The sequence below is a fragment of the Kribbella sp. NBC_00382 genome, from assembly GCF_036067295.1.
Classification (GTDB): domain Bacteria; phylum Actinomycetota; class Actinomycetes; order Propionibacteriales; family Kribbellaceae; genus Kribbella.
Genome location: NZ_CP107954.1, coordinates 2,398,815 through 2,422,982 on the forward strand (window position 1 = coordinate 2,398,815; position 24,168 = coordinate 2,422,982).

Consider the following 24,168-nt stretch of genomic DNA (forward strand, 5'->3'; position numbering starts at 1 on the left):
CATAGACCCAGTTTTGAGCGACCGCTCAAAACTGTGACTTTCAGGCGGCGGTGCCCTTGTTGTAGGTCTTCTGGGCCCAGAAGTAGCCGACCAGGGCGATGGCCACGCACCAGGCGACGGCCAGCCAGCCGGTACCGCGATCCATCGGCATTCCGAGCAGCAGGTGCCGGAGGGTGTCGATGACGGCGGTGAAGGGCTGGTACTCGGCGAACCAGCGGATGCCGCTCGGCATCGCCTCCAGCGGGATGAAGGTGTTGCTCAGGAAGGGCAGCAGCAGGCTGATCGGCAGGACGATGTTGCTCGCGCCCTCGGCGGTCTTGCTGGTGAGGCCGAGCGCGATCGCGAACCAGGTCAACGCGACGGTCAGCGCGATCAGCAAGCCCGCAGCCAGCAGCCAGTCGACGACCGACGCGTTCGGGCGGAACCCGATCAGGACGGCGAAGCCGACTACCAGGACCAGGCTGACGGTCGTCAGGATCACGTTGCCGAGCACGTGCCCGGTCAGCACGGCGGGCCGGAAGATCGCCATCGTCCGGAACCTCGCGACGATGCCGTCGGACACGTCCATGGCGGCACCGACCGCGGGGGACATCGTCCCGGACGCGATCGACATCAGCAGGATGCCCGGCGTGAGGAAGTCGATGTAGTCGAAACCGCCGGCGCCGCCGATCCCGGCTGAGAAGGTCTTGCCGAAGACCAGGCCGAACAGCAGCATCATGATCACCGGCATCCCGAGGGCGCCGAGCGACAGTCCGGGGTAGCGCTGGGCGTGCCGCAGGTTGCGGCGCAACATGGTGGCAGTATCGGCCAACGGGTAGCTCACGGTGCTCATTTGCTCATCACTTTCTGGGTGTCGGTGTCGGTGCTGGTGGGCTGGCCGGTGACGGCGAAGAACACGTCATCCAGGTCAGGGGTGTGGACGGTCAGTTCGTCCACCTCGAGGGAGGCGTTGTCGAGCTGGGCCAGTAGGGCGCGCAGGGCCTGCACGCTGCCGTCGTTCGGCACCTGGAGGACCAGGGCCTCCTCGTCGCGGTGGGAGGCCTGAAGTACCTGGCCAGCAAGGGCGAACTCGTCGGGTGCGTTGAACCGGAGCCGGACATGTCCACCCGGTGCGAGCCGCTTCAGTTGCTCGGGCGTGCCCTGGGCAACCAGCTTGCCGTGGTCCAGTACCGCGATCTGGTCGGCGAGTTGGTCCGCTTCCTCCAGGTACTGCGTGGTGAGGAGGACCGTGACGCCACCGGCGACCAGTTCGCGGATGATCTGCCACATGTTGTGCCGGCTGCGCGGGTCCAGCCCGGTCGTCGGCTCGTCCAGGAAGATGATCCGCGGGCTGCCGACCAGCGTCATCGCCAGGTCGAGCCGGCGTTTCATGCCACCGGAGTACGTCATCGCGGGCTTCTTGCCCGCCTCGACCAGGTCGAACTGTTCGAGCAACTCGGCTGCCCGGCGGCGTCCTTCCACCCGGCCGAGGTGGTACAGGTCGGCCATCATGATCAGGTTCTCCGTGCCGGTCAGCAGACCGTCGACCGCGGAGAACTGACCGGTCACGCCGATCGCCGCGCGGACCGCCTCGGGGTCGGCGTTGAGGTCGTGGCCCGCGACCCGGATCTGGCCGGCGTCGGCGGTGATCAGGGTGGACAGGATCTGCACCACGGTGGTCTTGCCGGCGCCGTTCGGGCCGAGCAGGGAAAAGATGGTGCCTTCGGCAACATTCAGGTCGATGCCGTCGAGCACGAGGTGGTCGCCGTAGGCCTTGCGCAGGCCGGTGACGTCGAGCGCCGGGGTTGAGCTGTTCATGGGTCCTCGCTTGGTTTCGGGCAGGGTGAACCTGACCCAGGTGGTGTGAGAGGTGTGGAGGAGGAGATTCAGGGCGTGCGGATCCAGCCGGCCGGCTCGTTCGTGAGCCGCCGTCGGCGGGAGCTGTTCAGTTGGGGACTGCGGGGATCAGATGTCGAGGTCCTCGACGGTCGGCTGCTCGGCCGCGTCCTCGACCAGGGTGTAGAGGTCGTCCGGGATCAGGTCCCGGAGCTCTTCCACCGTTTCCACGATGTGCAGCGTCGACTCGCCCTGGGCCATGCTCCAGGTCTGGTTGCTGCTGAAACTGCCGATCCAGCTGCGCCAGCCGGTGGTGTCCTGCTCCTCGCCGTTGACGGTGCCGGCGTGGTCGTACAGGTTGCTCCGGTCGGCGTGCAGGACGAACTTCCCGGTCCGGCTCCGGTAGACCTTGAAGGCCTCGTAGCCGTTCTTGTTGGACCGGCCGCCCTCGGCCAGCAGGACGCCGGAGAACCGCTGCTTGCGGCCGGTCCCGCGGCCGACCCGGACGGTGATCTCGTCGAAGCCCTCGAGTCGGCCCTCCTCCATCTCGACGTACCGCCGGAGCGCGGTCGAGATGGCCTGGGACAGGTTGCCGGCGAGTTCCTGGGCCCGCTTGTAGAGCGCCAGGTCGTCGTCGGAAACGTAGATCGTCTTGTTCGGCATGATGTATCTCCTCCTACGTAGAACTATACGCACAGCTCTACGTAGACGTCTACATATATGGCAGGATTACCTGGGTGGAGACTCCAGAGGACCGCTACGACCACCTGACCGACCGCATCTCCACCCTGTACGACGAGGGCCTGCAGCCGGTCGCCTTGGATCTACTGGACGCCGCCGACTCCGACCTGGAGCCGTGGGCTGCGGAGCTCGCCCACCTGCGCGCCTGCCTCCTCGGCTCCATCCACGAGACGACCGAGGCGCTCACCACCCTCCAGCAGGCGAGCGCTGCCGGAGCCTGGTGGGCCGAAGAGATCCTCACGGACGACGACGACCTGGCCGCCCTCCAGTACCTACCCGCCTTCCAGCAGATCCTGGAGACCTCCCGCGCCCGCCGCGTCACCGCGGAGGACCCACCACTCGTCCAACTCCCGCAATGGTCGAGCGACCCAACGCCGGCGAGTGAGGCGGGGCCGGCTGAGGCGGGGCCGGACGACGCGGGGCCGGGCGAGGCGGTGGGCCGCCATCTCTGCGGAGTTGTGGTCGCTCTACATGGAGCCGGGCAGCGGGCTCGGCATGCGATGCGGGACTGGGCCGGGGTGCTCGAGCTCGGCTATGCGCTGGTCGGAGTGGAGTCATCCCAGCTGATGTCGCCGGCGTACAGGACCTGGCCAGACCCGGCAGAGGCGGCGAAGGACATCGCTCGGGCGCTCGACCAGCTTCCCGCGCAACTGCGGGAGCTGCCGCTGATCGCAGCTGGGTTCTCGGCCGGTGGACGGGTGGCGCTCAACTGGGCCGTCGAGGCCAACCCTGTGCCGGCGGGCGGAGCCGTAGTACTGGCTCCTGCCCTGCGGGGCCTGCCGGAGAGCGCGCAGAACGCGTTGTCACCAGCCAGCATTCTGATCGGCACGGCCGACGACCTGCTGGAGGTTGTGGACGATGCCGAGGGACAGCTGGCCGGGCTGGGCTTCACCGTGGACCGGCTGCCGGGCCTCGGGCACGAGTTTCCCCAGGACCTCGCCGCGCGGCTCGAAGGATTACTCCCCAGCTGTGGATAAGACGGTGATCAAACCTTCTTTATCCACAGATTTCGGCGAATTCCCCCCAGATCCGGCCGGATCCCGGGGAAAACCTGGGGACAAATCGGCCGAAATCTGTGCACAGCTGGGGATACCCATGTGGATAACCACAGCTCTGTAATTCAGTCGTGGACCACGAAACCTCAGCCGGTTGCGCCCGATCGCCGGCTGAGGTTCGCGCTACCAGTACGTCAGGAAGCGACTAGATCCACTGGGTGGAGACGACGAAGCCGCCCGCAATCAGGCCCATGCCGATCAGCAGGTTCCAGTTGTTCAGGTCCCGCATCACCGGGATGTCCTGGCCGGCCACGTAGAAGACGACCAGCCAGGCGAGTCCGAGCAGCCAGCACGCCAGCATCAGCGGGGCGACCCACACCCGGCTGGTGGTACGCGGCTTCTTCGGAGTCTTCTCCACCTTGACCTTGTCGGTGGCGGACTTCTTGGTCTTGCGACTGCTCGACTCGGGCACGACTCGACTCCTCGTAACGGACACCTACTGCGGACACATAAGCTAGCTCTGGCCTCGGTTAGCGTAGTGCAGACGAGAGCAAGGGGATCACGGGTGAGCAAGCTGCGGCGTTTTTCGCTCTGGCGCGCAAGTGCGCCGGTGGCGTTGCTGTGTGCCGGGTTGCTCTTCGCGACCAGCGCAACGAACGCCCGCGGTACCGATCTGCGTCCCAGTCGTAACACTACGCTGGCGGGCCTGGTCGAGGAACAGAGCCGGCGCAGCGCCAGCCTGACCCGGCAGCACGCGGCGCTGACCCAGGACATCGAGAAGCTGCAGGCCCAGCAGGGCTCGATCGAGCCCAAGCTGGCCAAGCAGCTGAAGGACCTGTCCGAGGAGGTCGGCACGACGCCGGTCACCGGCGCCGGCCTCACCGTCACGCTCAAGGACGCCCCGCCCGAGGTGGTCAAGGACAACCCGGACGTGGACGCCGACTGGCTGGTGATCCACCAGCAGGACATCCAGGCCGTGGTGAACGCGCTGTGGGTCGGTGGCGCCGACGCGATCTCGATCCAGAACCACCGGGTGATCTCGACCACGGGCATCAAGTGCGTCGGCAACTCGGTCGTCCTGCACGGCGTGCCCTACCTGCCGCCGTACAAGATCACCGCGATCGGCGATCGCAAGAAGCTGCAGCAGGCGCTGGACGACTCGAAGTACATCGAGAACCTGCAGGACTACGTGGTCCGCTTCCAGCTCGGCTACGAGGTGAAGAACGAGTCCTCGATCGCGATGCCCGCCTACGAGGGCACGCTGGAGCTGCAGAGCGCGACCGTGCCGGGCTTCGAGAAGTCGCCGAGCACCAGTCCCTCGGCGACCGGCGGCTGAGCAAGGCCCCGCTTCGGCCGGTCTGTGACAATGGTCCGCATGCCGCGGATCCTCGTCGTCGACAACTACGACTCCTTCGTCTACAACCTCGTCCAGTACCTGCAGCAGTTGCAGGCCGACACGACCGTGCTGCGCAACGACGAGGTCACCCCTGACCAGGTCTCGGAGTACGACGGTGTCCTGCTCTCCCCCGGCCCCGGCACGCCGGAAGAAGCCGGCGCGTGCGTGGAGATCGTCAAGCAGAAGGGCGGCGAGGTGCCCATCTTCGGCGTCTGCCTCGGCCTGCAGGCGATCGGTGTCGCGTACGGCGGTGTGGTCGGCCGCGCGGACGAGTTGCTGCACGGCAAGACCAGTCAGGTCTTCCACGAGGGTGCCGGCGTACTGGCCGGGTTGCCGTCGCCGTTCACCGCGACCCGGTACCACTCGCTGGCGATCGCCCAGGACAGCGTGCCGGACGAGCTGCAGGTGACCGCGCGGACCGAGGCGGGCGTGATCATGGCCGCCCGGCACCGCGACCTGCCGGTCGAAGGCGTGCAGTTCCACCCCGAGTCGGTACTGACCGAAGGCGGCCACCGGATGCTCGCCAACTGGCTCCAGATCTGCGGCGACCCCAGCGCGGTCGAGCGCTCCGCCGGGATGGCCCCGGTCGTCAGCTAAGTCCCAGCAAACTGGTCCCAGCAACGCAAAAGGCCGCCGGAGCAGGTGCTCCAGCGGCCTTTCGTGTCTGCGGTACTACGGCTGCGGTACTACGGGTCAGCCGTTGCCCTCGCCGCCGCCACCCCCGCCACCGGGGATGATCGGCGTTTCGGTGTTGCCCGGATCGGTCGGCTCCGTGCTCGGCGGCGTCGGCGGGGCCTTCACGGCGATCGAGAGAGTCACCTTGGTGCCCTCCTGGACCTTCGTGTTCGCGGCCACGCTCTGTTTGGTCACCGTGCCCTCGGGCGCGTTCGGGTTGGTGTCGTCGTTGACGTACCCGACCGACAGGCCCAGCGCCTTGAGCTGCGCGGTGGCGTCTTCCTTGCTCAGCTGGGTGACGTCGGGCACCGTGACCTGGACCTGTCCGGTCGAGATGGTCAGGGTGAACTTGGTGCCCCTGGCGTACTGACCGTCCTGGCCCGGGTCGATCGAGAGCACCGTGCCCTTGGGGGCCTCGTTCTCGACCTCCTTGGACTTGGACGCGACCTTGAACTGCCCGGCCGCCCCCTCGAGCGCCTTGCGCGCGGCGTCCTCGGACTTGCCGACCACGTTCGGTACGGCGAAGGTGTCGCGGCCGGCCGATACGACGAGGGCCACCGATGCGCCCTTGTCCAGCTTGGTGCCCGGCGCCGGGTCCTGGCTGATCACCGTGCTCTTCCCGACCGTGTTGCTGGCCTGGGAGGTCTGGGTGATCTTCAGCCCCTGATCGGTCAGCAGCTGGGTCGCCTCGGTGATCGAGAGTCCCTCGACCTTCGGTACTTCGACCTGCTCGACGGGCTGACTGGTGTTGGTGCTCGGCCCCGCACCGTTGTTGTTGCCCTTGTCGCCCATGTTGGTGATGATCGCGTAGGCGCCGACGGCGATCGCCACGATCGCCAGGCCGAGCAGGAAGTACGCGAGACCCCGGTTGCGCCGGGCTCGTGCGGTCTGCGCTTCGTCGTCCCCGTCGTCGGGCGGCATCAGGTCGTGCGTCTGCGGCTGGTAGGCCTGGGTCGCAGCGGCCGGCGCTACCTGGGTCGGCGCCATTGCGCGCGTCTCGGCGACGGCTGCCATCGGCGCGGTCACCTGTTGGCCGGCCAGTACCCGGTGGATGTCCTGGCGCATCTCGTTCGCGCTCTGGTACCGGTGCTCGCGGTTCTTCGTCAGCGCCTTCAGGACGACGGCGTCGACCTCCGGCGGGATGTCCGGGTCGAAGGACGACGGCGGCAGCGGCTCTTCCCGGACGTGCTGGTAGGCCACCGACACGGGCGACTCACCGACGAACGGCGGCCGGCCGACGAGCAGTTCGTACAACAGGCAGCCGGTCGAGTACAGGTCGGAGCGGGCGTCCACGGTCTCGCCGCGGGCCTGCTCGGGCGACAGGTACTGCGCGGTGCCGATGACGGCCGCCGTCTGGGTCATCGTGGACGACGTGTCCGCGACCGCCCGGGCGATGCCGAAGTCCATCACCTTGACCTGACCCTGCGGGGTCAGCATCACGTTGCCGGGCTTGATGTCGCGGTGCACGATGCCGGCCCGGTGGCTGTAGTCGAGCGCCTCGAGCACGCCGGAGGTGATCTCCAGGGCGCGCTCGGGCATGATCTTGCGGCCCTCGCGGATCAGGTCGCGCAGCGTCTTGCCGGTCACCAGCTCCATCACGATGTACGGAATGGTGATGCCGGAGCCGTTCGGGTCCGGCTCCTCGCCGGTGTCGTAGACCGACACGATGGTCGGGTGGTTCAGCGAGGCGGCCGACTGGGCCTCCCGCCGGAACCGCGCCTGGAAGGTCGCGTCGCTGGCCAGGTCGACGCGCAGCCGCTTGATCGCGACGGCCCGGCCCAGACGGTTGTCGATGCCCCTCCGGACGTCTGCCATCCCCCCTCGACCGAGCGGTTCGCCTTCTTCGTAGCGACCGCCGACGAGACGTGCCTGCGATGTCATTACTCTGCCTTCCAACCTGCGCGGATCGAACTCGGCCAAATCTCACTCAAAGTGCCCACGGTAGCCCGGACCATCCACCGGACACTGTCGGCCGGACGCTCTGTCACCGGGTTATATCGCATCGTCATCACCGGCCGAGCACCGCTTCCATCATCTTCTTCGCGACCGGCGCGGCCAGCTTGCCGCCGGCGATGTCGTCGCGGCCCACGCCGACCGCGTCCTCGATGATCACCGCGACCGCGATCTGCGGGTCGTTGGCCGGCGCGAAGGCGGTGAACCAGGCGTACGGCGGCCGGTCCTTCGCGCTCTGCGCCGTACCGGTCTTGCCGGCCACGTCGATCCCGCTGATCTGGCCGGGCTTGCCGGTGCCGTTCTTGACGACATCCACCATCATCGCGGTCAGCTCGCTGGCGACCTCCGGGCTGACCGCCTGGTGCAGCTCCTCCGGCTTGGTCTCCGAGACCGTCTTCAGGTCCGCGGTCCGGACGCTCTGCACCAGGTACGGCTTCATCACGGTGCCCTTGTTGGCGATCCCGGCCGCCACCATCGCCATCTGCAGCGGGGTGGCCCGGACGTCGAACTGGCCGATCGCGGACTGCGCGACCTGCGGTTCGTTCGGGTCGCCGGGGAACTGGCTGGCGGCCGCGCCCAGCTCGGGCAGCTGCCGCTCACCGAAGCCGAACTTCTCGGCCTGCTCGCGCAGCGCGTCCGCACCGAGGTCGAGACCGACCGAGGCGAACGCGGTGTTGCAGGACAGTCGCAGCGCGACCGTCAGGGTGGCCCGGTCGCTGCCACCGCAGTTGCGGCCGTTCTCGTTCGGCAGCGGGACCGTGGTCTGCGGCAGCGGCAGGCTGGCCGGCGAGTTCACCTGGGTGTCCGGCTTGTACTTGCCGCTGGACAGCGCGGCCGCCGAGGTGACCAGCTTGAAGGTCGAACCCGGCGGGTAGAGCTCTTTGATCGCCCGGTTCGACATCGGCTTGTTCTTGCTCGCGTTCAGCGACTTCCAGGCGTCGCTGGCCTTGCTCAGGTCGTGCGAGGCGAGCAGGTTCGGGTCGTACGACGGCTTGCTGACCAGGGCGAGGACCTTGCCCGTCTTCGGCTCGATCGCGACCGCGGCGCCCTTGTTGTCCCCGAGGGCGGTGTACGCCGCCTGCTGGGCCGCGGCGTTCAGGGTCAGGGTGACGCTCGCGCCCTCCTGAGCCTTGCCGGTGAGCACGTCGACGACCCGGCGGAACGCCAGCGACGGGTCGGAGCCGTTCAGCTCGCTGTTCTGGTTGAGCTCGATCCCGCCGCGGCCGAACTGGTACGAGTAGTAGCCGGTGACGGGCGCGTAGAGCGGACCGCTGGAGTACGTGCGCTGGTACTGGTACTGGTCCTTCGACGGCACGCTGCGGGCGATCAGCGTGTTGCCGATCAGGATCGGGCCGCGGTTCACCGAGAACTGCTCGTTGCGGACCCGGCGGTTGTCGTTGCGGCCGTTCAGCTCGTTGGAGCGGAAGGCCTGCAGATAGGTCGAGTTGGCGATCAGCGCGAGCATCAGGATGATCGCCGCCACGGCCAGTCGTCGGATCGCTGAGTTCACTGCTTCTGCACCGCCATGGCGATCGTTTCGTCGGAGACCGGCGCCGCAGGGGTCTGCGGCCGCCGGGCCTGGTCACTGATCCGCAGCAGCAGCGCCACGATCGCCCAGTTGGCGACCAGCGACGTACCACCCAGGGCCATGAACGGCGTGGCCAGACCGGTCAGCGGGATCAGCCCGGTGACACCGCCGACGATCACGAACACCTGCAGCGCGAACGACATCGCCAGACCGGTCGCGACCAGCTTGCCGAAGATGTCCCGGCAGCCGAGCGCGGTGCGCAGGCCGCGCTCGATGATGAGCGTGTAGATCAGCAGGATCGCGATCAGCCCGGTCAGCCCGAGCTCCTCGGCGAACGAGGAGATGATCATGTCGCTGTTGCCGTAGAGGGTCCATTCGGGGTGGCCCTGGCCGAGCCCGCGGCCGAGGATGCCGCCCCAGGCCTGGCCCAGCAGGCCGCCGGCGATCTGGCCGCCGTCGATCGAGAACGGGTCCAGCCAGTCGGTGATCCGCGAGTGCACGTGCCCGAAAGCCGTGTAGGCGAAGAAGGCGCCGCCGACGAACAGCAGGCCGCCGATGATCAGCCAGCCGGCCCGTTCGGTCGCCACGTACAGCAGGAACAGGAACAGGCCGAAGAACAGCAGCGACGACCCGAGGTCGTTCTCGAACACCAGCACACCCAGGCTGACCACCCAGGCGATCCCGATCGGTCCGAGGTCGCGGGCGCGCGGCAGGTCGAGGCCGAGGAACCGGTGCCCGGCGAGCGTCAGGACGTCGCGCTTGACCACCAGATAGCCGGCGAAGAAGACGACCAGGCACAGCTTCGCGAACTCACCGGGCTGGAAGGACATCCCGGCCAGGTGGATCCAGATCCGGGCGCCGTTCAGGTTGACGCCGAGACCGGGGATCAGCGGCAGGACCAGCAGCACCAGACCGGCCAGGCCGGCCGTGTAGGTGAGGGCCTGCAGCCGCCGGTGGTCGCGGATCACCAGGACGACGACCAGGAAGAGCACCACCCCGACAGCCGTCCAGGTGATCTGTTGCGGCGCGGCGGCCGCCTTGGCGTCCAGGCCCCGGGCAAGCCGGTCCTCGGCGATACCGAGGTCGATCCGGTGGATCATGGCGACGCCGAGGCCGTTCAGGAGCACCGCGCAAGGCAGCAGCACCGGATCGGCGTACGGGGCGCGGTAGCGCAGGGCCAGGTGGGCGATCAGGGCGAGCAGGCCGATGCCGGCCGCGTAGTACCCGGTACTGGCCGGGACCTTGTCCTGCACCGTGAGGCCGATGTTGACGTATGCGGCCACCGAGACGCCGACCGCCAGGATCAGCAGCATCAGCTCCACCCCACGCCGGGTGCGCGGGATGATCTGGATGACGGAGGTCGAAGCGATACTCATCTGACGCCGTCACAGTCGTCGGGGTTGACCGTGCCGTTGCTCGGGGTGGAGCCCGGCGTGGTCGCCGGAGTCGAGACAGGCGTGGTCGCCGGCGGCTTGGGCGGCGTAGTGACCGGCGTACTGGGCTTCACGGAGGTGGTCGGCTTCGGGGTGGTGCTGGGCTTCGGGGTCGGCTTGGTGGCGCACTCGTCGGCGGTGCGCTGCAGCTCGGTGACGATCTGCTTTGCCGCGGCCAGGTTGTCGGCCTGGATCGTGCCCTCGACCTGCTCCCGGCTGTACGTCGGCAGCTTGTCGACCAGCAGCGTCTGCTTCTCGTAGACGGACGACAGGTTGAGTCCGGGGACCACCTCGTCGACGCCCTTGAAGATCACCACGTAGTCGCCGTCGGTACCGACGTAGTACTGCTTCTGGGTCCAGCTGTAGGCGAACCAGCCGCCACCGCCGATCAGCCCGAGGATGACGACCACCACGGCGAGCCGCCGCAGCCACAGGAACCGCTTGGGCGGCTGCGGCGCGTAGCGGAGCTCCTCCGGGTCGAGACCCCGGGCACCGCCACCTCCTCCGCCGCCACCCTCGCCCTGGGCGCGCATGGTCGTGGTGGCCGGACCGGTCCCGCCCTGGGCGAGCTCGGCCGCTGCACCGACCAGCTGGGGCTGGGTGCCGCTCGAGGGCTCTGTCTCGACCACATCGGCGACGACGCAGGTGACGTTGTCGTTGGATCCCGCCTCGAGCGCGTGGGTGATCAGGTCGACCACCACGGAATCCGGCGTGCCTTCGGCCATCGACGTGGCGATGACCTGCTCGCTCACGTAGTCGGGCAGGCCGTCGCTGCACAGCATCAGCCGGTCGCCGGCCTGGACGTCGAGCATCTCCAGGTCCGGATCCGAGTCGGGGCGGCCGTCGAGCACGCGGAGGATCAGGTTCCGGTGCGGGTGGGTGAAGGCCTCTTCCTTGGAGATCCGGCCCTCGTCCACCAGCGACTGGACGAACGTGTGGTCGTGACTGAGCTGGTAGAGCAGCCCGTCGCGCATCCGGTACGCGCGTGAGTCGCCCAGATGGGCGAGCCCGAGTTGCTGGCCGTCGAAGAGCAGCGCGGTGACGGTCGAGCCCATGCCCTCGCGCTCGGGGTCTTCCTCGACCAGCTCGGACAGCCGTTCGTTGGCCCGGTGGACGGCGCCCGCGAGCGCTTCCATCATGTCGGGGCCGGCGATCCCGGGCTTGTCCAGCCGGCGGATCACCTGGACGGCGGCCGAGCTGGCGACCTCACCGGCCGCGGCGCCGCCCATTCCGTCGGCGAGCAGCAGCAGGTGCGGACCGGCGTACGCCGAGTCCTCGTTGTTGCGGCGCACCCGTCCGACATCGGACAGTGCTGCGTAGTCGAGCGATAGCGTCATGACCGGCGCCCTACTTCGCGATGTTCAGCGTCGTGCGACCGATCCGGATGGAACCGCCGATCTCTGCCGGGACCGGCCGGGTGACCCGCTGGCCGTCCAGGTACGTGCCGTTGGTCGAGCCGAGGTCCTCGACCCACCATTCGCCCTCGGACAGGAACACCCGTGAGTGCCGGGTCGAGGAGTAGTCGTCGTCGAGCCGGATCTGGCAGTCCGAGCCGCGGCCGATCACGACCGGCTCGCTCACCAGGGTCGCGCCGACACCCGCCTGCGGGCCGTCGGCGATGGTGACCGAGCCGGGCAGGCCCTTGCGCTTCTTGGCCGGCTTGGCCGGTTTCGGGGTCCGGCCGTTGGGCTGCGGCGACGAGGCGGGCGCGATCGCCCGGGCGTCGACCTTGGCACCGAACAGGTCGGAGCGGATCACGGACAGCACCGCGAGGACGAACATCCACAACAGAGCCAGGAACCCCAGTTTGATCAGGGTGAGAGTCAGTTCCGACATGGAGGTTCCGTCACCACCCGCTGCTAGGCGGCTGGGCGATCGGCTCGTCCGCTAGGCGCAGCGTCATGGTGGTGTTCCCGATCCTCACGGTCGATCCGTCGGTCAGTTCGGCCTCGGCGGCCCGGCGTCCGTTGACCAGGGTGCCGTTGGTCGACCCGAGGTCGACCAGGACCACCCTGACACCTCCGGGGCCCTCCGGCATAAGCCGGATCTCCGCATGCCGCCGGGAGACGCCCGGATCGTTGATCTGGATGTCCGCGTCGGTACCCCGGCCGAGCACGACGCCCGGCGGGTTGATCGGCCGGCGCCGGCCGTTCACCTCGAGCATCACCTGCGGGTGGCCGCGGCGTACCGGCGGGGGGCCGGGGGGCGGCTGCACGGGAGCGCTCTGGAGTTGGGTCGCATTGGGGTCGGGGGCCGGCGTGTACGACGGCTGCGGCGGGGGCTGCGGCGGCCGTTGCTGGTTGCCGTGGGTGGCGCTGACGACGCGGAACTTCCCGGTCGGCAGGTCGTCTTCCTGGGTCAACTCGATCTCGATCGGTCCGGAGAAGGTGTAGCGCTGGATGTCTGCGTGGTCACGCAGTTCGTTCGCGAGCTCGTGGTTCAGCGTCCGGCCGTAGGCGTTCAGCCGCTCGAAGTCGCCCGGGCCGAGCTCGATGGTGAAGTGGTTCGGCACCAGCCGGCGGTCCCTGGACAGGATCCGCGCGGTGTTGTCGATCTCTCGCTTGAGGGCCGCGGCCAGCTCGATCGGCTCCACGTCTCCCTTGAACGCGCGCGCGAAGACACCACTCACGATGCCCTCGAGGCGTCGCTCGAAGCGCTGCAGCGGTCGCACGCGTCCTCCTCCACGGTCGGTCGTCGGGTGGACCCAACGATCGTGCTTGCCGTACGGCACCTTCAAGAGGCTCGCCGTACCCCGTGCTCACCGGTGCGTGGGTGAACACACTGGTACGACGATCGATCGTATCGGCAGGTTCGACCGAACCCGCAATGTCAGAGTCTGCCTGAGGCCGTGCTAGTGTTTTCTCTCGGTCGCAGATGGCAGTTTAATCAGCTCAAAGTGACCAGCGCGCGAGTGGCGGAATAGGCAGACGCGCACGGTTCAGGTCCGTGTGCCCGAAAGGGTGTGGGGGTTCAACTCCCCCCTCGCGCACAGCAACTCCCAGTCAGATCATGACTGGGAGTTTTTGTTTTCCCGAACCCGGGACTGCTCGTCCCCGGCTGTGATCTAGCCCTCAGGATCCGCCGCTCCGCAGCTGCCCCGGACTCGAAGTTCGGGCCGGAGCAGCACCTGGTGCAGCGGCCGGGCCGGCTCGGCCAGGCGCTCCATCAAGAGCTTCACGGCCGTCGCGCCGACGGCTGACCGCGGCGGTGCCACCGCGGTCAGGGGCGGATCGGACAGTGCGGCCAGCTCATCGTCGTACGCGACGACGGCCAGCTCACCCGGTACGTCGATCCCCGCCTGCCGCAGCCGGCTCACCAACGGCAACGCGGCGACGTCGTGGTGCACGATCAGCGCGTCGAGCAGCCCTGCGCGCACAGCGCTGATGATCGCCGCGGCCTTTTCCTCTAACTCCTGTGGACTCTCGTCACGCAGGTCTCGCGGTACCTCCGATGACGGTGCCGGCAGGCCGAGTGCGGCCAGCGCCGCGTCGTACCCGGTACGGAGCCGGGGAGCGGTGATGGTGGTGAAGAGCAGGAGCCCGATCTGCCGATGACCGAGCCGGGCGAGATGCTGGACCGCGTCGTACGCGCCCTGCTCGTGATCGGTGGCGACGTGCTCGACGGTCCCTGATTGCCGGCCGGCCCGGCGCTCGGCCAGCACGACCGGTACCGGGATAGACCGGAGCCAGGACTCGGTCTCGGGTGAGCTCTGCGGGTCCAGCCGGCTGGCGATCACCAGTCCGTCGACCCCGGAGTCGAGTAGCCGGGCGACCTGGGCGCGTTCTTCGGCGACGTCGTTCTGGGAGACACCGAGGACGAGTCGGGCGCCGAGCGGTTCGGCTGCGTCCCGGGCGCCGCTCACGACGGCCGGGTAGTAGTAGGACGCGTGCGGCACGACCATGCCGATGGTGCGAGTCGCAGTTGGCGCCGTCCGCGTGCGGTCCGGAGTCGTCCTGAGGTCGCCGACGCGGGTCACGCCGCCGTGCACGCGGTTGAGCAGGCCGCGCCGGGCCAGCTCGCGCACGTCGCCGCGAACGGTGACTGCCGCTACCCCCAGGGCCTCTGCCAGCTCTTGGCCGGTCACACTTCCCCGTGCCTCGACCAGGTCGAGGATGGCGCGGTGCCGCTGGTCGGCTTGCAGCCGCGATTTCTTCGCTGGGTCGGCCGTCATGGCCGAAACGATATCATTTGGCGTCGCTTTTCCCGCCTAATGAGCCATTGACAGATATCGAGTGACATCATTTGATGTCACTTATGACGGATCTCTCGATAAGTAGGCGCACAGTGCTTCAGGCCGGCGGAGCGATCGGCCTCACGGCGGCAGTCGGGCTTCCCGCGGCGGCGGCCACCAGGACGAAGATCACCGACCTCGGGCCGGCCCTGGTCCAGTTCGCGCTGATGAGTTCGGTACTGGTCGGCGACGTGATCTACATCGGCACCCGCAACACGCTCCCGGCCCGGGTCGTCGCGTTCCACGTACCGACCCGCAAGGTGATCGGCCAGACCGACCTCACCACCGGCTACGCCATCCAGGCGATCGCGGCCGACCCGACCGGGCGCTACCTGTACGCCGGTGTGCTGCAGAAGTCAGGCGGACCGCAGGCCAACCTGCATCGCTGGGACCTGTCGACTCCGGACCAGCCCGCCGTGCCGATCGGCCGGATCGGCGACCGTGACGTCCGGGACATCACCGTGGCGCCGGACGGTGTGGTCTTCGCGGTCGGCGGTGGCAGCCCGACGGCTCCCGCGCTCTGGCAGTACGACCCCGGCACCGGTGCGGTCAGCAATCTCGGCGTACCGGATCCGGCGTCGACGCTGGCCCGTGCCGTGGCCGCCACCTCCGACGCGGTCTTCTTCGGGGCGGGCAGCACGCTCGGCGGTGGCGGGACCACGAGTCGTGCCTCGCTGTTCGCCTACGACCGGGCGGGTGGTGGGTTCGCCAACATCACCCCACGCGAGATGCTGGCCGATCCGAGCCTGCGCGACTTCGCGGTGGTCGGCGATCGGCTGCTGGCGGGGTCGGCGGGTGGGACCGAACCGGCGAAGATCGCGATCATCGAGTTGGCCGACACCTCGAAGTACAAGCTGGCCACGCTGAGCAGCCAGGTGACCAAGATGTACGCCGCCGACGGAGACACCGTGTACTACGCGACGGACTCGCTGATCGAGTCGATCTCGCTCTCGACCGCCGCCGTCACCAAGGTGCCGTTCGACGGGCCGTCGCTCGGTGAGGTGTGGGGCGTAGAGGTCCGGGCCGGCAAGGTCGAGGTGGTGTCCGGCTACGGGTTCGTGGCGGAGATCGACCCCGCGACCCGCGGTTGCGTGGTGACGGATCTGATCGCGGCCGGTGCTCCGGCCGGTCCGCAAGCCGTGATGGGGATCGCGGCCGGCTGTGGGTTCGTGTACGTCGGCGGCAACGGCACGATCGCCCGGCACTCACTGCACGGCGGTCCGACGAAGTACGTGCAAGCACCCGGTGAGGCCAAGGATGCCGAGGTCATCGACGGAGTGCTCTACACCGGGCAGTACAACTCGCAAGGGATCTGGACCTACGACCCCAAGACCGGCCGGCCGCCGCGTCAACTGGCTGAGTTCCCCGGAACGCAGAACCGCCCGCTCGACACCTGCTGGGACGCCGACAACCGTCGGCTGCTCGTCGCGGTGCAGTCGGACACCGAGGGCGGTGGGGCGTTGTGGACCTACCTGCCTGACACCAAGAAGGCCGCCAACTTCCCCAACCCGATCGATGGCGTGCAGCTCGTCCGGGCGGTCGCTGTTCGGCGGGGCATCGCCTATCTGGGCGGTGACAACGCGCAGACCACCGGGCCGCGCGGGACTGTCGTCGCCTTCGATCCGGTGCGGGGCAAGGAGTTGTGGCGGATCGAGAGCGGGCAGGCCTACGGAGTCGGCTCGCTGACGGTCCACGGCAAGTACCTGTACGGCATGGCCCTGAAGGGTGGCTTCTTCGTCATCGACCTCGATCAGCGCAAGATCGTCCACACGGCTGACCATCGGCCGGTCTGCCCGCAGTGGTCCTCGATGGTGCTCAACCGCGGACGGATCTACGTTGCCTCCGACACGACGCTGATGCGATTCGACCCGAAAACCTTCGCGATGACTGTGGTCGCGGCACAGCTCAACGGCGGCTGGTACAGCGGCTCACACGTCAACCACGACGAACACGGCGTCCTCTACACAATGCGCGGCACAAACCTGGTGGCGATCGACGACCGGGTCTGAGGGGACCTTCAGGTTGCGGGTTCAGACGGTGGACATAGCGAGGTCACCCCCAGCATGCTCAGTCGCTGGGGGTGCAATGACAACGTATCGAAGGCAGGGTCATTGGCGTCGCGGCCGCAACGGTCAGTGGCACTGGGTTTCGCCTCATCTGGTGACACGCTCGTCGGGTATCTCAAATCGGAGAAATTCGTCGGTACGCCGGATCAGGAAACCGCCTCGCAATGGTCTCCCGCAGATGCCAATCTTCGTTGCCTACAGTCAGCGATGGGCCTCGCCCAACGCTAAGTGCCCGTTGTGCGGAGCTGCCGTCTATTTCTATTGGAACGAGAATGGCGGACGGGTCTACTTCGACGAGATGGGTCCACCTTGGCCGAAGCATCCTTGTATGGACACGCGCTTGTCGGCCCAGCGACCACCCGTTCCGCACGCGTACCCGTTCGCCTATGGGCGCCGAGCGCTCATACATGCCCGGCAGGCGAAGATCGGTCAGGCTTCGACCTACCGCGACCGTTACCGCGAGTCTCCCGCACAGGCCTGGCTGGTCCTCGCCCAATGGTCGGTCGCGGAGGGCACTGTCCTGCATCTGCATCTGGCCTACCAGTACGGTCCGCCGACCGCGTGGATGACGCCTGCACGGACGGCACTGCGTGCTGGTGATTTGTTGTTCATGCGGAACGGCATGCTGTCGTACTTCGACTCCGAACGATTTGCTGTCGTGACAGCGCCAATCCGGTACCTGCATCAACTCCCACAGCGGTCGTTCCTCTGGCGCCTGCAAGCACGTTTGAAGGGTGAGTCGCCGTTGTGATCTGAATTTCCATTCAGCGGGTCCACAGGCCTGCGGTGCGGAGGAGGTTGAGGACCTGGGTTTCGAGGTAGCGGGCGTCGGGGGCGTCTGGGGTGACGGACCAGGCGACCTCGAGGTCCAGGCGGAGGACGGCTTCGCGGGCCCAGTCCTGGGTGCGTTTGGGGCCGTGGGCGTGGAGGTCCTGGAGTTGTTGCTCGAGCCAGGCAGGGTCGGCCAGGGCGCGGTCCAGGGCCGCTTCGCCGAATCCGCTGATGGCGCCGCGGCCGTTGCTGTAGATGCGGAGCCGGCCGTAGAGGCCTTGCGGGCGGCCGCCTCCCGCGCGTTCGCCGGCCATACCGACGTACCGGATGATCGCGGTGATCGGCTCGCGGAGCAGGTAGACGCCGGGTTCGCGGGGTGCGGACGGGATCGCCGCCTCGAAGGGCATCCAGTCGGACCACTCGGCCAGCTCGCGGACCTCGGCGTACCGCTCGCGCAGGGTGAAGTCGTGGACGGCGGACCAGCTCATGCGGCCAGCATGCAGGTCGGTACCGACAATCCGGACAGCTTTGTGACGGTCGTCGCGTCCGGGCGGGATTGTCGGTCGGGGATGGGACCGTGGGGCGATGACGGGGATTCGTATTGCTGTTGCAGAACCGATGATCACCAAGGATCCAGCCGAGAACGGGGCGAAGGTCCGGGAGCTGATGAAAGTGGCGGCCGGCCAGAAGGCGCGGCTGATCCAGTTTCCGGAAGGTCAGCTGTCGGGGTTTCCGAACGAGCAGTTCCAGGACTGGTCCGAGGTCGACTGGGCGCTGGTCCGCGAGGAGCTGGAGAAGATCCAGAAGCTCGCCGCCCGGCTGGAGCTCTGGGTGGTGCTCGGCTCCGCGCACCCGCTGACCCCGCCGAACCGGCCGCACAACAGCCTGTACGTGATCTCCGACCAAGGCCGGATCGTCGACCGCTACGACAAGCGGTACTGCTCCAACACCGAGCTGACCCGGTACTTCAGCCCCGGCTTCGAGCCGATCGTCTTCGATGTCGACGGCTACCGGTTCGGCTGCGCGATCTGCGTCGAGGTCAACTTCCCCGAACTCTTCGCCCACTACGAACGCCTCGGCGTCGAGTGCCTGCTGCTGTCGGCATACCCGGCCGACGCGATCTTCGAGGTGAAGGCCCGCGCCCACGCGGCGATCAACAACTACTGGATCGCCATGTCCCTCCCGGCCCAGACCGCCGACCTGATGCCCTCCGGCGTGATCGCCCCCGACGGCACCTACGTCTCGACGGTCACCGCCCCCGCGGAACTCACCATCGCCACCCTCGACCGCGACGACCCCGCCTACCAGACCCCCCTCACCAAACTCCGCCCCTGGCGCACCCTCGCCCGCAAGGGCGACATCTACACCACCCGCCGCGTCACCGGAGACCCCCGCTCCACCAACCACACGATCAGCTAGTACTCCGACCCAGGTACGTGACCACGTCGACGTCGGGGACCGGGATGTGGTGGAAGCCGAGGCGGTCGTAGAAGGCTCGGGCCGGGGTGTTGCTGGTCAGCATGGTGAGGTGGACGGCTGGGATGCCGGCTGTGGACAACGCGTTGAGGAGTGTGGTCATCAGGGCTCGGCCGTGGCCGGAGCGTTGGTACGCGGGGAGTAGGTCGATGTGGAGGTGGGCGGGGTAGGCCGCTACCTCGGGGATGACCAGGCGCTCGGGGTTGTGCATGAGGCTGATCATCTGGTCGGTGGGGGTTTCGGGTGCGCGGGTCGGCGGCGGGTAGCGGTCGGCCAGGCGAGGGAGCCATTCGGTGCGGAAGCGTCTCGCGAAGGTGGGGGTGTCGGCGGCGCCTAGGACGTAGCCGACGGGGTGGTCGGCATCGGTGAGGACGAAGGCGTAGTCCGGTTCCAACTCGGCGTACGGGAGGGCGAAGATGCTCGGCATCAGGTCCGGGTCCGGGTAGAGCGATCGGGAGTCGCCGCCGTTGTCGGCGGTGCGGACGCAGATGTCGGCGACGGCGTCCCGATCGCTCGGCCGGTACGGCCTGATCTCAGGCATGGACCCCTCCAACAGGCTTGAGAACGCGCTTGAGAGCGCTCCCACACGGTAGCCGATCGACAGGCCTGAAGGCTTGTGTTAACTTCTGAACGTGCGTTCAGAAAATGAGACGTTTATTGAGGCGGCTCGCCGCGCTCAGTTGGCGGACTGTGCCATCGAGGTGATCGCCGAGAGTGGGATCGGCAAGGCCTCGATGGCGCGGATCGCTGAGCGGGCCGGGGTCAGCGTGGGGGTGATCTCGTATCACTTCGGCAACAAGGCGGGGCTGATCGCGGCTGTTGTCGGGCAGGTCGCCAAGACCGCGGTTGCGCTGATGGAGCCGCGGATCGTTGGGCAGGCGACCGCGACTCTCGGACTGCGGGAGCTGATCATCAGCAACCTCGAGTTCATGCGCGAACACCCCAACGCCCTGCGTGCGCTGCTGGAGATCATCCGCGCGGACGACGGTGTGTACGCCGGACAGGGCGCGCAGGCCATCGTTGACGTTCAGCGTGTCCTGCACTGGGGTCAGCAGACCGGCGAGTTCGGCAGCTTCGACACCCGGGTGATGGCGATCGCGATCCGATCCGCCATCGACGCGGTGCCGCTGGTGCTCGGCGCCGACGAGGACCTGATCGCGTACGGCGAGGAGCTCGCCGCCCTCTTCGAGAGAGCTACCCGGAAGGAGGCTTTCTGATGGAAGCCCTCGAGTTGATCGGCCTGACCAAGACCTTCGGTGACCAGCGAGCGGTCGACCAGCTGAGCCTGACGGTGCCCCGCGGCTCCTTCTTCGGCCTGCTCGGTCCCAACGGCGCAGGCAAGACCACCTCGCTCTCGATGGCGGTCGGCCTGCTCCGCCCCGACGCGGGTACGGCGAAGATCTTCGGCGTCGACGTGTGGGCCGACCCGGTCCAGGCGAAGGCCCTGGTCGGCGTACTCCCCGACGGTCTCGGCATGCCCGAGCGGCTGACCGGCCGAGAGGTGCTCACCTACCTCGGTCTGCTCCGCGGTCTTCCGGCGCCCGAAGTGCAAGCCCGTACTACGGAACTGCTCGAAGTACTCGAATTGGACCACGAGGACGACAAACAGGTCATCGGCTACTCCACCGGAATGCGCAAGAAGCTAGGCCTGGCCGTCGCCCTGCTGCATGCGCCAAGGTTGCTCGTCCTCGACGAACCCTTCGAGGCCGTCGATCCGGTCTCGGCCGCGACCATCCGGACGATCCTCAACCGCTTCATCGCCGGCGGCGGCTCGGTGGTGATGTCGAGCCACGTGATGGCCCTGGTCGAGCAGCTCTGCGATCGCGTCGCCGTCGTCACGGCCGGGAAAGTAGTTGCTGAGGGCACCATTTCGGAGGTGCGGGCGGGTGGCACCCTGGAGGATGCGTTCGTCTCGCTGGTCGGCGCCTCGACGCGTGGGGCGGAGGGACTGGCATGGCTCTCGGTCTGACCTACGCCACCTCCGAGACACTGGTCCGGATGCGGCTGGCCGCGTTCAGGCATGCCTTGCGCGACCAGAACCGGGCGGCGTCGATCGGTGGTGGCGGGTTCGTCGGTCTGGTGCTGGCCGGCGGGACGATCTGGGCCGCCGCGAAGGGCGACGCCGACGTGGTCGCCGTGGCAATCGCGGTGTGGATGTTGGGCTGGATCGTCGGGCCGCTGTTCGCCGGTGGTGGCGACGAGACGCTCAAGCCGGAGTACTTCACCATGCTCCCGCTGCCGCCCCGTACCTTGTCCGGCGGCCTGCTGGCGGCTGCACTCGCAGGGGTTGCACCGGTGGTGAGCCTGGTCGCGCTGCTGAGCCTCGTAGTCGTCGGTGGGCAGCTCTCGGTGGGTGCTGCGCTGGTAGCCGTCCCTGCCGTGCTCTTGCAGTTGCTGAGCTTCGTACTGGCGTCGCGGCTCGCAGTAGCCATCTACGGCCTCCTGCTGCAGGTGCGGTCGGGCGCAGTACTGGCTGCTGTCGTCAACGCGTTCATCTTGGCCTTCACCGCACAGGGGTGGGCGTTGATCGCCGCCTACGTCAGTACGGACGTGCAGGGCACCATGGCCCGCGCAGCCCGCATTGCGCCGTCTGGTTGGGGTTTGGCCGCGGTGGAAGCCGCTGGCCGCGGTGACTGGCTGTGGGCGCTGCTGCCTCTAGTAGGTCTGGCTGTGCTCGGTGCAGCCATGTTCGCCGCCTGGTCCGCTCTACTAGTACGCCGTACTACGGCCACCCGCGCCGGCGTCCGTCCGAGGCGACCACTGGTCGCCAGCAACGCAAGGACTGCCTCCGACGCCAAGGAGATCCGCTCCTGGACACGCGACCTGCTCTACGGCCATCGGGCGGTATTCGCGATCTGCTACGGACTCTTCTTCTGCCTGATGCCACTGGCGATCGGCTGGAAGGGCATGCTGCCGTGGGCCGGCGGTGCCGCTGTCGTGATGGGTGGAGCGATGTTCGCCAACCTGTACGGCGCGGACGGTACGGCGTACTGGCTGACCCTCATGACCCCCGGCTCGGCGCGGCTCGACATCCGGGCGCGGCAGCGAGCCTTCCTGGTGGTCTTCGGGCCACCCGCCCTCGCGATCACCTTGGCATTGACCTGGTGGTCAGGTGAGGAGGTCTGGCCGCTCGTGCTCAGCCTGGTGCCCGCACTGCTCGGCGGTGCGGCCGGTCTGATCGTGCTGTCGTCGGTCTTTGCGGCAGTACCGACCACGGATGCCCACAAGCGCTCCGGCAATCCCCTGAGCTCAGGTGAGAACGACGGCGAGACCATGGGCCTCGTCTACGTGATGCTGGTGCTCATCTCGCTCACCGGAGCACCGGCACTGCTCGCAGCACTCGCCTGGTCATGGTGGGGCGTCCCTGTCGGGCTCGCGTCAGCAGTACTGACCTGGTGGTACTTCGGCAAGCTCGCGGCGACTCGACTGGAGCGGCGCGGCCCTGAGCTGCTCACCCTTCTTCGGCACGGGCGCACGACGGCACAACAGGCCAGCAGGACGAGCAGCATCCAGCAACTCCCCAAGTGGCGGCGCACGCTCGCCGGCCTCTGTCTGGGGTTCGGTGCCATCCCGCTGTTCCCGCAGGCCGTAGTACCGGCGATCTTCAAGCTGAACGGTGTGGACGCGAAGGCCTGGTTCCTCGCGCTCTATGTGGCTCCGGGCGTCCAGTGGCTGGTGATCGCGGGCATGGCTGCGCTCGGCCTCGGCATGTACGCCTACGGTGGGCTGACCTATTGGAACGCGAGGCGCCCCTCAGCGGAGCCTGAGCCGGGCCAGTAGACGGTGGCCCTGGGCCCGGTGGCGGCCTGAGATCGGGCGGGTTGCGGCCGGGTTTCCGGAATGTCGTGGCGCACCGCGGCTCGGCGTGGTGGTGTTGGTGCCCAGCAGGGTCCAGCCGGCGAGTACCGCGGCAGCAACCAGGCCGGTGAGGCCGGCGTAGTCCGTCCAGTTCATGGTGCTCTCTCTCGATGGCGGCTCGGGCGGGAGGTCCGCGATTGCGTCTTTCACCGGTAGTGACGCCGTGCCGTGGATTTCGTGACGGCACTTCGGTGCCACGATTAGGTGGAGTTTCGAGGAGGTGAGCACGATGCACGACGGATCGTTGCTGGACGCCGAGGAAGAGCAGGCGTACCGGCTGCTGGTCGGCCTGTCCGTGGCGCGGTCGGCGGAGCTCGCCGAGGTGGCCAAGCTGCCGCAGCACGAGGCGGTCGAGGTGCTGCAGCGACTGCAGGCGAAGGGCCTGGTCGCGGTCCAGCCGGGTGAGGATCCGCTCTTTCGCCCACTGGCTCCCGATGTGGCGCTCGGTACAACGTTGTTACGGCGGCAGGAGTCGCTGGAGTCGGCCCGGAAGACAGTGGCGTCGCTCAGCGAGGAGTTCCGGGCCAGCGCCAGCCGGCGGGACGCACACCACCTGGTCGAGGTGATCGTCGGGGCGAACGTGCTGCGCGACCGCCTCCGCGACCTGCAGGAGTCCGCGCGGACAGAGATCCTCTGGTTCTGCCGTGCCAACCCACTGGCAATGCAGGGCGCGGAGAACACGGAGGAGTACGGCGCACTCAGTCGCGGTGTCCGCTATCGGGCCATCTACGAGCGGGCGCTGCTGGAGACTCCAGGCGAACTGGACACCATCGCCGAGGGAGTGAGCTGGGGTGAGGAGGCACGGACGCTGCCAACGCTCCCAGTGCGGCTGGCGATCGTGGACCGCGCTACTGCGGTCTGCCCGCTCGTACGCGACGAGGAGGCGGGCATTGGCGAGCCGACTGCCGCAGTGATCGGCAGGGGTCAGCTACTGGACGCTTTGCTCGCCCTGTTCGAGAGTCACTGGGAGGCGGCGACTCCGGTACGGATGCAGTCCGATGAGGCGCAGGACCCCGAGGGCCTGGACGACAACGAGCGCTTCCTGCTGTCGCTGCTCGTCGCCGGCGTACCGGACAAGTCCATCGCGTCCCAGCTCGGCATCAGCCGTAGAACGGTGCAGCGTCGGCTCGACCGGATGATGTCGCTGGCCGGCGTGGACACCCGCACCGGCCTGGCCTTCCAAGCCGCCCGCAGGAAGTGGCTGTAGCCGGGGGTCCCCGCCCATGGGGC

General features: G+C 68.1%; 24 protein-coding genes and 1 tRNA gene. 11 read left to right on the plus strand and 14 right to left on the minus strand.

Annotated features, from left to right (window positions below; translation table 11 throughout):
• Nucleotides 1-40 precede the first annotated feature (40 nt).
• The 3 genes from OHA70_RS11840 to OHA70_RS11850 all read right to left on the minus strand — a co-directional run bounded on the left by OHA70_RS11840 (nucleotide 41) and on the right by OHA70_RS11850 (nucleotide 2,478).
• On the minus strand, nucleotides 41-832 hold the full coding sequence (locus OHA70_RS11840; protein WP_328331604.1) for an ABC transporter permease: 792 nt from the start codon (nucleotides 830-832) through the stop codon (nucleotides 41-43).
• Nucleotides 829-1,797 carry an ATP-binding cassette domain-containing protein gene (locus tag OHA70_RS11845; protein WP_328331606.1) on the minus strand — a complete coding sequence of 323 codons (969 nt, stop codon included), beginning with the start codon at nucleotides 1,795-1,797 and terminating at the stop codon, nucleotides 829-831. The genes OHA70_RS11840 and OHA70_RS11845 overlap by 4 nt, the downstream gene beginning before the upstream one ends.
• Nucleotides 1,798-1,944: 147 nt before the next feature.
• The gene (locus tag OHA70_RS11850; RefSeq protein ID WP_328331608.1) at nucleotides 1,945-2,478 is read right to left on the minus strand and encodes an EXLDI protein; all 534 of its coding nucleotides are present in this window, start codon (nucleotides 2,476-2,478) and stop codon (nucleotides 1,945-1,947) included.
• 74 nt (nucleotides 2,479-2,552) lie between these two features.
• Between OHA70_RS11850 and OHA70_RS11855 the strand changes: the two genes are divergently transcribed.
• Nucleotides 2,553-3,533 carry an alpha/beta hydrolase gene (locus OHA70_RS11855; protein WP_328331610.1) on the plus strand — a complete coding sequence of 327 codons (981 nt, stop codon included), beginning with the start codon at nucleotides 2,553-2,555 and terminating at the stop codon, nucleotides 3,531-3,533.
• A gap of 223 nt (nucleotides 3,534-3,756) precedes the next feature.
• Here the strand turns inward: OHA70_RS11855 and OHA70_RS11860 are convergent, their stop codons facing one another.
• The gene (locus tag OHA70_RS11860) at nucleotides 3,757-4,023 is read right to left on the minus strand and encodes a cell division protein CrgA (protein WP_328331612.1); all 267 of its coding nucleotides are present in this window, start codon (nucleotides 4,021-4,023) and stop codon (nucleotides 3,757-3,759) included.
• 93 nt (nucleotides 4,024-4,116) lie between these two features.
• On the opposite strand from OHA70_RS11860, the gene OHA70_RS11865 reads away from it, so the two are divergent.
• Both OHA70_RS11865 and OHA70_RS11870 read left to right on the plus strand, forming a co-directional pair.
• Nucleotides 4,117-4,887, plus strand: a complete 771-nt coding sequence (locus OHA70_RS11865; protein WP_328331614.1) for a DUF881 domain-containing protein — start codon at nucleotides 4,117-4,119, stop codon at nucleotides 4,885-4,887.
• 39 nt (nucleotides 4,888-4,926) lie between these two features.
• On the plus strand, nucleotides 4,927-5,544 hold the full coding sequence (locus OHA70_RS11870; RefSeq protein WP_328331616.1) for an aminodeoxychorismate/anthranilate synthase component II: 618 nt from the start codon (nucleotides 4,927-4,929) through the stop codon (nucleotides 5,542-5,544).
• Between the two features lie 96 nt (nucleotides 5,545-5,640).
• Here OHA70_RS11870 and pknB read toward each other — a convergent pair whose 3' ends face one another.
• The 6 genes from pknB to OHA70_RS11900 form a co-directional block, all read right to left on the minus strand.
• On the minus strand, nucleotides 5,641-7,503 hold the full coding sequence (gene pknB, locus OHA70_RS11875; protein ID WP_328331618.1) for a Stk1 family PASTA domain-containing Ser/Thr kinase: 1,863 nt from the start codon (nucleotides 7,501-7,503) through the stop codon (nucleotides 5,641-5,643).
• Between the two features lie 127 nt (nucleotides 7,504-7,630).
• Nucleotides 7,631-9,085: a peptidoglycan D,D-transpeptidase FtsI family protein gene (locus tag OHA70_RS11880; RefSeq protein ID WP_328331620.1), complete on the minus strand. Its 1,455-nt coding sequence runs from the start codon at nucleotides 9,083-9,085 to the stop codon at nucleotides 7,631-7,633.
• The gene (locus tag OHA70_RS11885) at nucleotides 9,082-10,479 is read right to left on the minus strand and encodes an FtsW/RodA/SpoVE family cell cycle protein (protein WP_328331622.1); all 1,398 of its coding nucleotides are present in this window, start codon (nucleotides 10,477-10,479) and stop codon (nucleotides 9,082-9,084) included. Before OHA70_RS11885 ends, OHA70_RS11880 begins: the two co-directional genes overlap by 4 nt.
• Entirely contained in the window at nucleotides 10,476-11,873 is a 1,398-nt protein-coding gene (locus OHA70_RS11890; protein ID WP_328331624.1) for a protein phosphatase 2C domain-containing protein, read from the minus strand. Before OHA70_RS11890 ends, OHA70_RS11885 begins: the two co-directional genes overlap by 4 nt.
• A gap of 10 nt (nucleotides 11,874-11,883) precedes the next feature.
• Nucleotides 11,884-12,372 (minus strand): FHA domain-containing protein FhaB/FipA, encoded by a 489-nt coding sequence (locus OHA70_RS11895; protein ID WP_328331626.1) that lies wholly within the window; start codon nucleotides 12,370-12,372, stop codon nucleotides 11,884-11,886.
• Nucleotides 12,373-12,382: 10 nt separating this feature from the next.
• Nucleotides 12,383-13,207 carry a DUF3662 and FHA domain-containing protein gene (locus tag OHA70_RS11900; RefSeq protein ID WP_328331628.1) on the minus strand — a complete coding sequence of 275 codons (825 nt, stop codon included), beginning with the start codon at nucleotides 13,205-13,207 and terminating at the stop codon, nucleotides 12,383-12,385.
• A 234-nt stretch (nucleotides 13,208-13,441) separates the two neighbouring features.
• Here OHA70_RS11900 and OHA70_RS11905 point away from each other — a divergent pair.
• Nucleotides 13,442-13,525, plus strand: a tRNA-Leu gene (locus OHA70_RS11905).
• A 75-nt stretch (nucleotides 13,526-13,600) separates the two neighbouring features.
• Here OHA70_RS11905 and OHA70_RS11910 read toward each other — a convergent pair.
• Nucleotides 13,601-14,707, minus strand: a complete 1,107-nt coding sequence (locus OHA70_RS11910) for a substrate-binding domain-containing protein (protein ID WP_328331630.1) — start codon at nucleotides 14,705-14,707, stop codon at nucleotides 13,601-13,603.
• A 113-nt stretch (nucleotides 14,708-14,820) separates the two neighbouring features.
• Between OHA70_RS11910 and OHA70_RS11915 the strand changes: the two genes are divergently transcribed.
• Together OHA70_RS11915 and OHA70_RS11920 are read left to right on the plus strand one after the other, a co-directional pair.
• Nucleotides 14,821-16,776 (plus strand): outer membrane protein assembly factor BamB family protein, encoded by a 1,956-nt coding sequence (locus OHA70_RS11915; protein WP_328331632.1) that lies wholly within the window; start codon nucleotides 14,821-14,823, stop codon nucleotides 16,774-16,776.
• Between the two features lie 385 nt (nucleotides 16,777-17,161).
• Nucleotides 17,162-17,584 (plus strand): hypothetical protein, encoded by a 423-nt coding sequence (locus tag OHA70_RS11920; RefSeq protein ID WP_328331634.1) that lies wholly within the window; start codon nucleotides 17,162-17,164, stop codon nucleotides 17,582-17,584.
• 13 nt (nucleotides 17,585-17,597) lie between these two features.
• On the opposite strand, the gene OHA70_RS11925 is transcribed toward OHA70_RS11920, so the two are convergent.
• The gene (locus OHA70_RS11925) at nucleotides 17,598-18,092 is read right to left on the minus strand and encodes a hypothetical protein (protein WP_328331636.1); all 495 of its coding nucleotides are present in this window, start codon (nucleotides 18,090-18,092) and stop codon (nucleotides 17,598-17,600) included.
• A 97-nt stretch (nucleotides 18,093-18,189) separates the two neighbouring features.
• On the opposite strand from OHA70_RS11925, the gene OHA70_RS11930 reads away from it, so the two are divergent.
• Entirely contained in the window at nucleotides 18,190-19,023 is an 834-nt protein-coding gene (locus OHA70_RS11930) for a carbon-nitrogen hydrolase family protein (protein ID WP_328331638.1), read from the plus strand.
• Here the strand turns inward: OHA70_RS11930 and OHA70_RS11935 are convergent.
• Entirely contained in the window at nucleotides 19,016-19,621 is a 606-nt protein-coding gene (locus OHA70_RS11935; RefSeq protein WP_328331640.1) for a GNAT family N-acetyltransferase, read from the minus strand. The two genes, OHA70_RS11930 and OHA70_RS11935, sit on opposite strands and share 8 nt — an antisense overlap.
• Nucleotides 19,622-19,712: 91 nt before the next feature.
• Between OHA70_RS11935 and OHA70_RS11940 the strand changes: the two genes are divergently transcribed.
• The 3 genes from OHA70_RS11940 to OHA70_RS11950 are packed head-to-tail and all read left to right on the plus strand — an operon-like array spanning nucleotide 19,713 to nucleotide 22,860.
• Nucleotides 19,713-20,297 (plus strand): TetR/AcrR family transcriptional regulator, encoded by a 585-nt coding sequence (locus OHA70_RS11940; RefSeq protein ID WP_328331642.1) that lies wholly within the window; start codon nucleotides 19,713-19,715, stop codon nucleotides 20,295-20,297.
• Nucleotides 20,297-21,049 (plus strand): ABC transporter ATP-binding protein, encoded by a 753-nt coding sequence (locus OHA70_RS11945; RefSeq protein ID WP_328331644.1) that lies wholly within the window; start codon nucleotides 20,297-20,299, stop codon nucleotides 21,047-21,049. Before OHA70_RS11940 ends, OHA70_RS11945 begins: the two co-directional genes overlap by 1 nt.
• Nucleotides 21,034-22,860: a hypothetical protein gene (locus OHA70_RS11950; protein WP_328331646.1), complete on the plus strand. Its 1,827-nt coding sequence runs from the start codon at nucleotides 21,034-21,036 to the stop codon at nucleotides 22,858-22,860. The genes OHA70_RS11945 and OHA70_RS11950 overlap by 16 nt, the downstream gene beginning before the upstream one ends.
• On the opposite strand, the gene OHA70_RS11955 is transcribed toward OHA70_RS11950, so the two are convergent.
• Nucleotides 22,834-23,034 (minus strand): hypothetical protein, encoded by a 201-nt coding sequence (locus tag OHA70_RS11955; RefSeq protein WP_328331648.1) that lies wholly within the window; start codon nucleotides 23,032-23,034, stop codon nucleotides 22,834-22,836. The two genes, OHA70_RS11950 and OHA70_RS11955, sit on opposite strands and share 27 nt — an antisense overlap.
• A gap of 133 nt (nucleotides 23,035-23,167) precedes the next feature.
• On the opposite strand from OHA70_RS11955, the gene OHA70_RS11960 reads away from it, so the two are divergent.
• Nucleotides 23,168-24,145, plus strand: coding sequence for a helix-turn-helix domain-containing protein (locus OHA70_RS11960; protein ID WP_328331650.1), 978 nt, complete (start codon nucleotides 23,168-23,170; stop codon nucleotides 24,143-24,145).
• Nucleotides 24,146-24,168: the final 23 nt, after the last annotated feature.

Excerpts from the sequence above, each read along its gene's own strand:
- OHA70_RS11845 (WP_328331606.1), bottom strand. The coding sequence starts at position 1,797 with ATGAACAGCTCAACCCCGGCGCTCGACGTCACCGGCCTGCGCAAGGCC.
- OHA70_RS11945 (WP_328331644.1), top strand. The coding sequence starts at position 20,297 with ATGGAAGCCCTCGAGTTGATCGGCCTGACCAAGACCTTCGGTGACCAG.
- OHA70_RS11910 (WP_328331630.1), bottom strand. The coding sequence starts at position 14,707 with ATGACGGCCGACCCAGCGAAGAAATCGCGGCTGCAAGCCGACCAGCGG.
- OHA70_RS11925 (WP_328331636.1), bottom strand. The coding sequence starts at position 18,092 with ATGAGCTGGTCCGCCGTCCACGACTTCACCCTGCGCGAGCGGTACGCC.
- OHA70_RS11920 (WP_328331634.1), top strand. The coding sequence starts at position 17,162 with ATGGACACGCGCTTGTCGGCCCAGCGACCACCCGTTCCGCACGCGTAC.
- OHA70_RS11960 (WP_328331650.1), top strand. The coding sequence starts at position 23,168 with ATGCACGACGGATCGTTGCTGGACGCCGAGGAAGAGCAGGCGTACCGG.
- pknB (WP_328331618.1), bottom strand. The coding sequence starts at position 7,503 with ATGACATCGCAGGCACGTCTCGTCGGCGGTCGCTACGAAGAAGGCGAA.
- OHA70_RS11840 (WP_328331604.1), bottom strand. The coding sequence starts at position 832 with ATGAGCACCGTGAGCTACCCGTTGGCCGATACTGCCACCATGTTGCGC.
- OHA70_RS11890 (WP_328331624.1), bottom strand. The coding sequence starts at position 11,873 with ATGACGCTATCGCTCGACTACGCAGCACTGTCCGATGTCGGACGGGTG.
- OHA70_RS11885 (WP_328331622.1), bottom strand. The coding sequence starts at position 10,479 with ATGAGTATCGCTTCGACCTCCGTCATCCAGATCATCCCGCGCACCCGG.
- OHA70_RS11935 (WP_328331640.1), bottom strand. The coding sequence starts at position 19,621 with ATGCCTGAGATCAGGCCGTACCGGCCGAGCGATCGGGACGCCGTCGCC.
- OHA70_RS11955 (WP_328331648.1), bottom strand. The coding sequence starts at position 23,034 with ATGAACTGGACGGACTACGCCGGCCTCACCGGCCTGGTTGCTGCCGCG.
- OHA70_RS11870 (WP_328331616.1), top strand. The coding sequence starts at position 4,927 with ATGCCGCGGATCCTCGTCGTCGACAACTACGACTCCTTCGTCTACAAC.
- OHA70_RS11895 (WP_328331626.1), bottom strand. The coding sequence starts at position 12,372 with ATGTCGGAACTGACTCTCACCCTGATCAAACTGGGGTTCCTGGCTCTG.
- OHA70_RS11950 (WP_328331646.1), top strand. The coding sequence starts at position 21,034 with ATGGCTCTCGGTCTGACCTACGCCACCTCCGAGACACTGGTCCGGATG.
- OHA70_RS11850 (WP_328331608.1), bottom strand. The coding sequence starts at position 2,478 with ATGCCGAACAAGACGATCTACGTTTCCGACGACGACCTGGCGCTCTAC.
- OHA70_RS11930 (WP_328331638.1), top strand. The coding sequence starts at position 18,190 with ATGACGGGGATTCGTATTGCTGTTGCAGAACCGATGATCACCAAGGAT.